Origin of the sequence: Methylobacterium nigriterrae, assembly GCF_037106235.1 — a bacterium.
GTDB lineage: Bacteria > Pseudomonadota > Alphaproteobacteria > Rhizobiales > Beijerinckiaceae > Methylobacterium > Methylobacterium nigriterrae.
This window is the reverse complement of the sequence record NZ_JBAWTG010000156.1, coordinates 1-9764: the sequence shown is the minus strand read 5'-3', so window position 1 is coordinate 9764 and position 9764 is coordinate 1. Positions and strand designations below refer to the sequence as shown.

The 9764-nt window shown below is 70.1% G+C and carries 11 protein-coding genes and 1 tRNA gene; 4 read left to right on the top strand and 8 right to left on the bottom strand.

Annotation, left to right across the window (positions count from 1 at the left end; translation table 11 throughout):
- Positions 1 to 210 precede the first annotated feature (210 nt).
- The 3 genes from mdh to gloB all read right to left on the bottom strand — a co-directional run bounded on the left by mdh (position 211) and on the right by gloB (position 3212).
- On the bottom strand, positions 211 to 1173 hold the full coding sequence (mdh, locus tag WDW90_RS32150) for a malate dehydrogenase (RefSeq protein ID WP_336491658.1): 963 nt from the start codon (positions 1171 to 1173) through the stop codon (positions 211 to 213).
- A 303-nt stretch (positions 1174 to 1476) separates the two neighbouring features.
- Entirely contained in the window at positions 1477 to 2322 is an 846-nt protein-coding gene (locus WDW90_RS32145) for a TetR family transcriptional regulator (RefSeq protein ID WP_431311167.1), read from the bottom strand.
- Between the two features lie 110 nt (positions 2323 to 2432).
- Complete coding sequence (gloB, locus tag WDW90_RS32140) at positions 2433 to 3212, bottom strand: hydroxyacylglutathione hydrolase (RefSeq protein WP_336491657.1); 780 nt, start codon at positions 3210 to 3212, stop codon at positions 2433 to 2435.
- A gap of 188 nt (positions 3213 to 3400) precedes the next feature.
- On the opposite strand from gloB, the gene WDW90_RS32135 reads away from it, so the two are divergent.
- Complete coding sequence (locus WDW90_RS32135) at positions 3401 to 4135, top strand: methyltransferase domain-containing protein (RefSeq protein WP_336491656.1); 735 nt, start codon at positions 3401 to 3403, stop codon at positions 4133 to 4135.
- Positions 4136 to 4207: 72 nt separating this feature from the next.
- Positions 4208 to 4888, top strand: a complete 681-nt coding sequence (locus WDW90_RS32130) for a MarC family protein (protein ID WP_336491655.1) — start codon at positions 4208 to 4210, stop codon at positions 4886 to 4888.
- A gap of 129 nt (positions 4889 to 5017) precedes the next feature.
- Here WDW90_RS32130 and WDW90_RS32125 read toward each other — a convergent pair whose 3' ends face one another.
- A complete protein-coding gene (locus WDW90_RS32125) occupies positions 5018 to 6070 on the bottom strand; it encodes a hypothetical protein (protein WP_336491654.1) in 1053 nt (350 codons plus the stop codon).
- 315 nt (positions 6071 to 6385) lie between these two features.
- On the opposite strand from WDW90_RS32125, the gene WDW90_RS32120 reads away from it, so the two are divergent.
- A complete protein-coding gene (locus WDW90_RS32120) occupies positions 6386 to 6547 on the top strand; it encodes a hypothetical protein (protein ID WP_336491653.1) in 162 nt (53 codons plus the stop codon).
- Positions 6548 to 6709: 162 nt separating this feature from the next.
- On the opposite strand, the gene WDW90_RS32115 is transcribed toward WDW90_RS32120, so the two are convergent.
- From WDW90_RS32115 to WDW90_RS32100, 4 genes are all read right to left on the bottom strand, one after another.
- On the bottom strand, positions 6710 to 7840 hold the full coding sequence (locus tag WDW90_RS32115; RefSeq protein WP_336491652.1) for a cytochrome-c peroxidase: 1131 nt from the start codon (positions 7838 to 7840) through the stop codon (positions 6710 to 6712).
- A 105-nt stretch (positions 7841 to 7945) separates the two neighbouring features.
- On the bottom strand, positions 7946 to 8521 hold the full coding sequence (locus tag WDW90_RS32110) for a sigma-70 family RNA polymerase sigma factor (RefSeq protein WP_336491651.1): 576 nt from the start codon (positions 8519 to 8521) through the stop codon (positions 7946 to 7948).
- Positions 8518 to 8733 carry a NepR family anti-sigma factor gene (locus WDW90_RS32105; protein WP_336491650.1) on the bottom strand — a complete coding sequence of 72 codons (216 nt, stop codon included), beginning with the start codon at positions 8731 to 8733 and terminating at the stop codon, positions 8518 to 8520. The genes WDW90_RS32110 and WDW90_RS32105 overlap by 4 nt, the downstream gene beginning before the upstream one ends.
- Positions 8734 to 9134: 401 nt before the next feature.
- Positions 9135 to 9209: transfer RNA gene (locus WDW90_RS32100), tRNA-Thr, on the bottom strand.
- A gap of 159 nt (positions 9210 to 9368) precedes the next feature.
- On the opposite strand from WDW90_RS32100, the gene WDW90_RS40965 reads away from it, so the two are divergent.
- Complete coding sequence (locus tag WDW90_RS40965) at positions 9369 to 9686, top strand: DUF2171 domain-containing protein (RefSeq protein ID WP_431311166.1); 318 nt, start codon at positions 9369 to 9371, stop codon at positions 9684 to 9686.
- The last annotated feature ends 78 nt before the right edge of the window (positions 9687 to 9764 follow it).

The following is a 9764-nucleotide window of genomic DNA, read 5'->3' as shown; positions in this document are numbered from 1 at the left end:
CGCCTCAGCCTCCGACGCCGCCAAAACCGCAACACCCCGCGACACCGGCAGACCAAACTCCCGCAATACCGCCTTCGCCTGATACTCGTGGATGTTCATGGCAGCCTCGTCCTGTGAGCGAATGCCGAATTGCGCGTTGGCGGCCGCGGCGGGCGGGGACCCCGGCGCCCCGTGCGCCGACATCCCCTTCCCGCCTGCCCTCCGCCTCCGTCAGGCGAGGGCGGCGTTGATGCCCTTGCAGGCCTCGATCAGGCCCTTCACCGAGTTGACCGACTTGTCGAACATCGCCTTCTCGTCGGCGTTGAACGTGACCTCCAGCACGCGCTCGACGCCGCCCGCGCCGATCACGATCGGCACGCCGATGAAGAGGCCGTCGATGCCGTACTCGCCGGACAGGTGCGCGGCGCAGGGCAGCACCCGCTTCTTGTCGCGCAGGTAGCTCTCCGCCATGGCGATCGCCGAGGCCGCGGGCGCGTAGAAGGCCGAGCCGGTCTTGAGCAGGTTGACGATCTCGCCGCCGCCCTTGCGGGTGCGATCGACCATGGCGTCGAGCCGCTCCTGGGTCGTCCAGCCGAGCTTGACCAGGTCGGGCAACGGCACGCCGGCCACCGTCGAGTAGCGGGTCAGCGGCACCATGTCGTCGCCGTGGCCGCCGAGCACGAAGGCGGTCACGTCCTCGACCGAGACCCCGAATTCCTCGGCCAGGAAGTGGCGGAAGCGGGCGGAATCGAGCACGCCCGCCATGCCGACGATCTTGTTCGTCGGCAGCCCCGAGAACTTCTGCAGCGCCCAGACCATGGCGTCGAGCGGGTTGGTGATGCAGATCACGAAGGCGTCCGGCGCGTGGGTCTTGATGCCGTTGCCGACGGCTTCCATCACCTTGAGGTTGATGCCGATGAGGTCGTCGCGGCTCATGCCGGGCTTCCGCGGCACGCCGGCCGTCACGATCACCACATCCGCGCCCGCGATCGCCGCATAGTCGCTCGCGCCCGAGAATTTCGCGTCGAAGCCGTCGACGGGCGCCGATTCGGCGATGTCGAGGCCCTTGCCCTGCGGCACGCCGTCCGCGATGTCGAACAGGACCACGTCGCCGAGTTCCTTGAGGCCCGCCAGATGCGCGAGGGTCCCGCCGATCTGTCCGGCGCCGATAAGCGCGATCTTGCTGCGTGCCATGGGTAAAGAACCTCCGCTGCCAGATTGAGAACTGGTCACCACCCCGCTCGGGCGTGGGCGAGTACTGCGTCGAAGCGTGAGCCCGTCACGGTCCTCTTTCGTGCGTGGCTCTAGTGGCCGAAAAGCCCCCCTGCTTCAACCCGACGGGGGAGGAGGAAAGCACGCCTCGGGCCAGCCGGCAGCGCGCACGCAGAAACGGTTGCTGCGCGAAAGCTCAGCGCGGCGAGGGATTTAGAGGCGCCTCAAAAACCGCCGCGGCTCGAGCGGGGCCGTTGTGACAGAAATGAAATCCTGTCACTTTCCCTACAGGATGCCCGCGCGCAGCACCCGCTGGATCGCGTGAATCACGGCCCCGAGACGGGCCTCCACGAGGTCGCGCGGCACGTCCGCGTCCTGCTGGATGGCGAGCGGGTGGGTGAAGCGGTAGCTCGCATCGAAGATGTAGGCGATGGCCCGCTCACGGTCTCGCGCCGAGAAGGCGCCGGCCGCCATGCCCTCCTCGACCACCCGCTCCACGAGGCTGCGCAGCCGCACCCGGTGGCGCCGGGCGATGGGTCGCGATTCCACGGTGGCGTCGAGATGAACGGCGAACAGGTTCGGTTCCTCGCCGAGGGCGTCGCGCTGCAGGGCGGCGAGCGCGGTGAGCAGGCGCTCGATCTTGTCGTCGGCCGGGTCGGGGGCGTCGGCGATGTTGGCGAGCCGAGTCTCGACGTCCCGCAGCCAGCGGCCGGCCACCGCGTCGAGCAGCGCGTCCTTCGAGGGGAAGTAGCGGTAGACGTTGGCATGCGTCATCCCGGCCTCGGCCGCGACCGCCACCACCGTCACGCGCTTCGGTCCGAGGCGGGCGAGATGCTCCGTGGCGATGGCGAGAAGCCGCACGTCGGCCGAGACGGGCGCGGTGCGGGCGCGGGCGACCGGCCCCACGAGCCGCGCGGCCGCGCGGCCCACCGGCCTAGCCGGCGCCACGGGCTCGGACGATAGGACGGGCTCATGGGTCTCCTCGGCGCGAACGGTCTCGTCCCGCTGCGGAGGGCTCGTGCGTTCCGGCTGCACGAAGGGGAGCGGGAGGCGGGAGGGAGAGAGGTGGTAAGGCGAGACGAACCCCCATCTGACCGACCGAAGCGCGCCGCGGCCCGCTTCCAGGAACATCAAGTCTCCCGCCGGGAGCCTTCTCAGACGAGGCCGCGCGCGAACCTCGCGTCTGGTCGTATGTTCATTTCTGTTTGAGATGGCAACAAATTTTTCTTGAATGGTCCGGCCTAGAACCGATTCTTCCACGCCCGAAGCGCCACGAAGACCGCCGCCGGATCCGCCCCGGGCGCGAGATCGACCGCCCGCGCGAGGGCAGCTTCAGTGCTGCGCAGGAAGGGGTTCGTCGCCCGCTCCACGCCGAGCGGCGACGGGATCAGGAAGCGGCCCTCGGCCGCGGCCCGCTCGGCCTCGGCCGCACGCGCCTTCAAATTTTCGTTGGCGGGCTCGGCCGCGAGCGCGAAGCGGGCATTCGCGCGTACGTAGTCGTGCCCGCTGAAGACCTGGGTCTCGTCGGGGAGCGCCAGGAAGCGGCTCAGCGAGTGCCACAGGGTCTCGGGCGGGCTCTCCATCACGCGGCCGCAGCCGAGCGTGAACAGGGTATCGCCGGCAAAGACCACGCCCGCATCCCGGAACCAGTAGGTGACGTGGTCGGCGCAGTGCCCCGGCGTCTCCCAGACCTCGCCGACGAGGTCGCCGACGCGGACGCGGTCGCCCTCCCGCACGGTGGCGTCGACCTCCGGCACGGCGTCCCCGGCCTTGGCGGGCGCCGTCACTCGGGCGCCGGTCGCGCGCTTCACCTCGGGAATTCCCTCGACGTGGTCGGCATGCCGGTGCGTGACGAGGATGTCGGTGAGCCGCCAGCACGTCTCCCCGAGCACCCGCAGGACGGGCTCCGCCTCCGGCACGTCGATCGCCGCGCAGGCGCCCGTGGCGGGGTCGCGCATCAGCACGCCGATATTGTCGCTGCGGCAGAGAAAGGTGCGGATCTCGGGCTTCGTGGCGGCCATGGCGTCGCTGTCCTCGCTGTCCGGACGATCCCGCGGAGAACCGGGGCCGCCCCGCCACGGTTCCGCCCGCGCCTCGCATGCCGGAAATGCTTGCCGCGGGCGCGTCCGATCCCCATTGAAGCATAGGGAGACATCCGGCCGCGCGCCAGCCGCGCCGGAGCCCGTCCGCGTACCAGTCCGACCCGCCCATGCGCCTCGACATCACCGATCTGCGCGCCTTCTACGCAACGCCGCTCGGCGCGGTGACGCACCGGATCGTCGGCCGCGCGGTCCACGGGTTCCTCGGCTCCGTCTCGGGGCTGCGGGTGCTCGGGCTCGGCTACGCCACGCCCTATCTCGGCCCGGTCCACTGCATCGCCGAGCGCACGCTGGCCTTCATGCCGGCGACGCAGGGGGTGGTGAACTGGCCGGGCTCCGGCCGCTCCTGCTCGGCTCTCGCCGACCCCACCATGATGCCGCTGCCAGAAGCCGCGATCGACCGCATCATCCTGGTCCACGCGCTCGAGGCCGTCGAGAGCCCGACCGAGCTCCTGCAGGAGGTCTGGCGCACCCTGACGCCGGGCGGGCGCATGATCCTGGTGGTGCCGAACCGCCGCGGGGTCTGGGCCCGGCGCGAGGCGACGCCGTTCGGCCACGGCCAGCCCTACAGCCGCTCGCAGCTCGGCCGGCTGATGCGCGACACCCTGTTCTCGCCGGAGGGCTGGGCCGAGACCCTCTACATGCCCCCCGTGCGCAGCCGCCTGATGCTGCGCACCTCCGGCGCCTGGGAGCGCTTCGGCACCGGCCTGTCGCTGCCCTTCGCGGGGCTGCACGTGGTCGACGCGACGAAGCAGCTCTACCGCCCGGTGGCCGTGCGCCAGGTGCGCCGCGCCCGCCGCCTCGCCCCCGCCCGGGTGCTGGTGCCCGCCCCCTCGCCGGGCTGAGATTCCGGAGGGTGCAGGGCCGGCCCGGGATGGTATAGGCAGGTGCCGAAGCGGAGCTTTGCGAACCCGGGCATGAGCGTCGAAGCGGCCATCCAGCATTTCCTGCTCGCGCTCTCGGGTCTGTTCTCGATCGTCAACCCGATCGGGGCCGCGCTGATCTTCGCGCAGGTGACGGGCGAGCTCAGCCATGCCGACCGGCTGGAGCTGTCGCGCCGCATCAGCCTCTACGCCGCCATGGTGATGCTGGCGGCCCTCTGGGCGGGGGCACCGATCCTCAACTTCTTCGGCGTCTCGCTCGCCGCCCTGCGCATCGCGGGCGGGCTCGTGGTGGCGGCCTCGGCCTGGGTGCTCCTCAACGCGCCCGAGGCCCGCGAGGCCCGCAAGCAGGCCGAAGCCGCGCAGGACCCGGCGGCCCGCAACCTCGCCGAGATCGCCTTCTTCCCCCTGACGCTGCCCTTCACCACCGGTCCCGGCACCATCGCGGTGGCGATCGCGATCGGGTCCAACCGCCCAGCCGAGGCGCCGGAGCGGATCGGCTTCTACGTCGGCGCCTCGGCGGCGGCGCTGGCGGTGGCCGCGATGGTGCGGCTCGCATACGGCTCGGCGGATCGGGTGGTGACCCTGATCGGACCCGTGCGCGCCCGGGTGCTCGGGCGCCTCTCGGCGTTCCTGCTCCTCTGCGTCGGCACGCAGATCACCGTGAACGGGATCACCGACGTGCTCGGGCCGCTCCTGGCCGGCCGGGGTCGCTAGGTCCCTGTTCCCGCGATCTCCGGATCACGGGAGACGCTCCAGCTCATTGTGGCGCCGCATTCCTGCTCCCGGCCGCCCGCCGCTTCGGCGGACAATGGTCGAGGGTCTGCCGCGTCGGCGGCCCTGCCTTCAGATCACCGGCAGCTCGGCGAGGCCGCCGTAGAGCACCGCGTGGCCGACATAGTAGAGCGCCAGGAAGCAGGCGAGGGCCGCGGCGTAGTAGGCCGGGGCGAGCGCCACGTGGCGGCGCCGGATCGCGACCCGGGCGTCGTCGGCCGCGATGCCGAGCAGCACCACGATGATGCCGGAATGGCCGACGGCGTCGATCTTGCCGAACTCGAACACCGCCGAGATGAAGATGGCCGCCAGGATGATCGCGCTCGTCCGGCGCACCAGCGGCGTCCAGATCAGCGCGAAGGCGAGGGTGAACTCGATGACGCCCGCCGCCTTCATGAACAGCTCGGCGCTCGCTCCCATGGTCATCTCGGGCTTGGCGGCGAGAAGCGGCGCCGTCCAGTCCGGATAGGCCCATTTCTCGACGGAGGCCCACATCAGCGTGACGGCGGCGGAGTACCGGACGACGTCGATCGGGCGGATGCCGAAGGGCGCGCGGTCGAGGCCGGTGAGTGCCAGATAGGCGGCGATGCCGAGGAAGACGGGATAGTCGGCGAGGTGGAAGGCCCCGTAGGTCCAGGTGGCGAAGGCGAACAGGAACACGATGCCGAGGGCCGCGACGGGCAGGGTCCGGCGCCAGATCAGCATCGCGGCGATGCCGAGCTGGAGCCAGGAGATCCACTCGGCATCGGTCTTCAGCTCCGGCGTCAGGATGATGCCGCCCATATTCCAGAGCGACACGAAGAAGAAACCGCAGACGACCCGCACGAGGAGCGACGTGTCGGTCCTGGTCCGCGCCGTCACCCGGTCGAGCGCGTTGAGGAGTGCCGTGCCGAGGGGCGTGCCCTCGGCCAGGCAGCCGAACATCAGGCATCCGAGCGCCAGGGCGGTGAGCCACTCGAAATCGATGCAGAGCACCTGTTCGAGGCCGCGCGGCTGGCCCGCGACGTCGAAGGCGCAGAACCATTTGACGTGGGCCTCGGCCTGCGCCGTGCCGAGAAGAGCGAGCGGGCCGGCAAGCGACGCGGCGGCGAAGAACCCGCCCAGTTTCTTCTTGAGCTGACCCATCGGGTCCTCGGCGATACGAAGTAAGGAAATATTGTCCGAGGCATTTACGTACAGGTGCGGACAGAAAACCAATGGTTTGTTAACGGATCTTACCGAAAGGTTAACGCTGTGGGTTGCGGGCAGAACGGTCATCGCGCTCCGCGGGCGTCGGTCCGACCGGAACCCGCGGCGGCGGATTCGGTCCGGGAACCGGGCGAGGGCCGCGCCACCTTCGCTTAAGATTCGCGGGATAGGTTTCGCAACCGGCGAGCGGTCCGAACCCGGCCGCCTCGCCTCGGGGGCGCCGCCCGCAAGGGTCGCGGCCGGGAGCAGCGCATGATCGGTTTCCTCAGCCTCGCGAGCCTCGGCCTTGGCGTGACGCTCGCCGGCGTCGCGCCCCGGGCGGGCTCGCGGGTGGCCGCCTGCGAGACCTGCGCCGGGCTGCTGCTCGTAGCGGGCTTGGCCGTGCTGGGCTCGGGGCTGCCGCTGTTTCGCTGAAGCGCGTTCAGAGCGATTTCCATGATCGCCGGATCACGGAAATCGCTCCAGTTCCTTAGGCATCGCCTTCTCTCGCGCCGAACCGGTAGCCACTTCGGCGGACAATGCTTGAGCCGATGCCGGCCCGGTCCCGACCGAGATCCGCGCGACGAGACGGGCCGCTCAGTGCTGAGACGTCACGGCAGGCCCCGCGTGGCCCGTCGGCGCCGGCGGACGGGGCGGCACGGAGGTCAGCGCGCCCGTGGCGGGCACCGCCGTCGATTCGGGGGTGAGGCTGCGCAGGAAGGCAACGAGGTCGGACTTCTCGTCGCGGCTCAGGCCGAGTGGCCGGATATCAGCCGAACGGCTCGGCCGGTCGATGCCGCCGCGATCGTAGAGGTCGATAACGGCCTCCAGCGTCGCGACCGACCCGTCGTGCATGTAGGGCGCCCGCACCGCCACCGCGCGCAGGCCCGGCGTCTTGAAGGCGTAGCGCAGGGCCGGCGAGTTCGGGAAGAAGCGGCCGCGACCGATATCCTCGCCCGCGGCTGTGCCGATGTCGTGGAAGGAGCCGTCCGTGAACGACCAGCCGCTGTGGCAAGCCGCACAGTGCGCCTTGCCGTTGAAGAGGTCGAAGCCACGCCTCGCGGCGGCGTCGATCGCGCCCGCATCCCCGGCGATCCAGCGATCGAACGGGGCCGGGCCCGAGACGATCAGCCGCTCGAAGGTCGCCAGGGCATCCTCGACGCGGTCGCGCGTGACGGCCGGGTCGGGGAAGGCGTCCGCGAAGGCCCGCGCGTATTCGGGATCGGCGGAGAGGCGGCGCAGGGCCTCGGCGACCGGCAGGTTCATGTTGCCCGCGGCCGTGATCGGCAGGAAGGCGACGGATTCGAGGTCGCGGAACTTGCCGTCCCAGCCCAGGCGCTCCTGCCATGCGAGGTTGAGCAGCGTCGGCGTGCGCAGCTCCATGCCGGAGGCCCCGCGCGACAGCGCGCGTGCGCGCCCGTCCGCCCAGGCGAGATCGGGCAGGTGGCAGCTGACGCAGGCGCGGCTCCGATCGCCCGACAGGATCGGATCGAAGAAGAGCCTGCGGCCGAGCTCGGCCTTGACCAGCGAGTAGGGATTGTCCTCGGGAAAGGGGATCTCGGCCGGCACGCGGTAGGCGCGGCGCCAAGTCTCACGCTCGGGATGCTCACGCTCGGGATGCTCACGCTCGGGATGCGCGCGCTCCGCCATCGGGCCGACCGCCGCCGAGCCCGCCACGCCCACCAGCACGAGGAGCAGCGCCAGCGCGCCGCCGACCTTCCACGTCATCGGCCGACCTTTCGGAATCGGGTGTACGACGCGAGATCTTGCGGATCGGTGAATCCTTCGTTGTGCAATCGCCTCGATTCGCGCGCGTCCGGGCGCGCCGGACGGTCAGGCCTGATCGAGGGCCGCCCGTGTCAGGGCATCGGCTCCGATGTCGTCGGAGCCCTCCATGCCCAGGCTCTCGATCAGCCGCATGCGCGCCCGGCTGACTCGGCTCTTGACGGTGCCGACCGCCACCCCGCAGATCTCGGCCGCCTCCTCGTAGGTGAAGTTCTGCGCGCCGACGAGCACCAGGGCCTCGCGCTGGGTGAAGGGCAGCAGGTCGAGCGCCTTCTGGAATTCCCGCATCTCGACGCGGATCTCCTGCTCCGGCAGCGAGGTCAGCCGGGCCGCGAGGCCGCCATCGGCATCCTCCACCTCGCGCTTGCGCTTGCGCTGCTCGGAGTAGAACAGGTTGCGCAGGATGGTGAACAGCCAGGCATAGAGGTTCGTGCCCCGGCGGAAGCTGTCCGCCTTGGTCCAGGCGCGCACGAGGGTGTCCTGCACGAGGTCGTCGCTGCGGTCGATGTCGTAGGTCAGCGAGAAGGCGAAGGCCCTGAGCGCCGGAATCGCGCCGAGCAGGAGGTCGCGCATCTCGGCATCGGCGCCGATCGGCGTCCCAACGGGTGCGGCGGTCTGCATCATCGCGAGGGCTCCTCGGGCTTCGACTTCGCGGCGAGATCGGCGAGCAGAGCCTCGAAGCGGGCGGGCAGCGGTTGGGCGAGCAGGTCGGCGTAGAGGATGCGCAGGCTCCGGCCGATCCGCCGGCGGGTCTCCGGATCGAGCCGGCGCCGGATCGCGTGCCCGGCTCCCTCGGGAGGGCAGTCCTCGTGGCGATCGTCGGGTCTCTGCGTCATCACCGCTCATCAAAAGATGCCGGCGAATCCGATCGAGCTCGCGCGTTCGGCACGGGGCGATCGTCTTCGTTCGATGACGGTGCTAGCGAGAGTGAATTTAATAGGCTCTGAAAAGCGCATTCATCGGATTTTCAGGCGGCGAATGCAGCCAGATCCGACGAGTCTCGCGCCTCATCTCGCACGAATATATACCCATGCGGATATTTCAGCTTGACTATTCGTCACTGCTACGCTGCGGAGCTTGAATGCCGACTGAACGGCCGGTGGCTGCGCGGCCCGCCCACCGCCTCGGCCGAGGCAAGCCAGGCCGGTGCCAGATCGGATGACCGGCGTGCCATCGAGCGATCCCGTTCCGGGATACCCGGTCCGTGTGGTTTCGCCGCTCTTGAGCGAGGGACCGGTGGTGCCGGTGGAGAGGATCGAACTCCCGACCTTCGGTTTACAAAACCGCTGCACTACCGCTGTGCTACACCGGCAGACGCCCTGAAACCATTGAGTTATCTCGCGGTTTCGGCGCGTTAGGAGCGTCTTTGACTACGTTTCAAGGCGCTTCGTCAAGGCACAAATCTCGGCACGGTCCTGTCCCTGCCCGCTCTCTTCGCCCCTCTGTTGCGGCCCCGAGAGAGGGGCGGGACATGGCAGGCATCGCTCGGGTCCGCGAGCACGCGACCGTGGTGGGCTCGGACAGCGGGCAGATCGGGACCGCCGATCACCTCGGCAACGGCGAGACCAAGCTGACGAAGGGCGATACGGATGCAGGTGGGCCGCACCACTTGCGTCCCGCTCGCCGTCGCGCAGGCGGCGGCGGGCGATCAGGTCCGTCCCGGCAAGCCGGCCGGCGAGGTGAAGCGGGAGCGGAACGCGTCCGGGGCGAGGAGGGCAAACAGAGTTCGCGCGTCTTCCCGAAACCGCTGCGCGGGATGCTCCAACCGCTACGGCCTGTGATCGCTTGAACCACCCGATGCGGTGAGCGTTTCGCCTCTCCTGAGCGAGGAGGAGCGATGCTGTCGGACGCGCAATGGGCCGAGCTG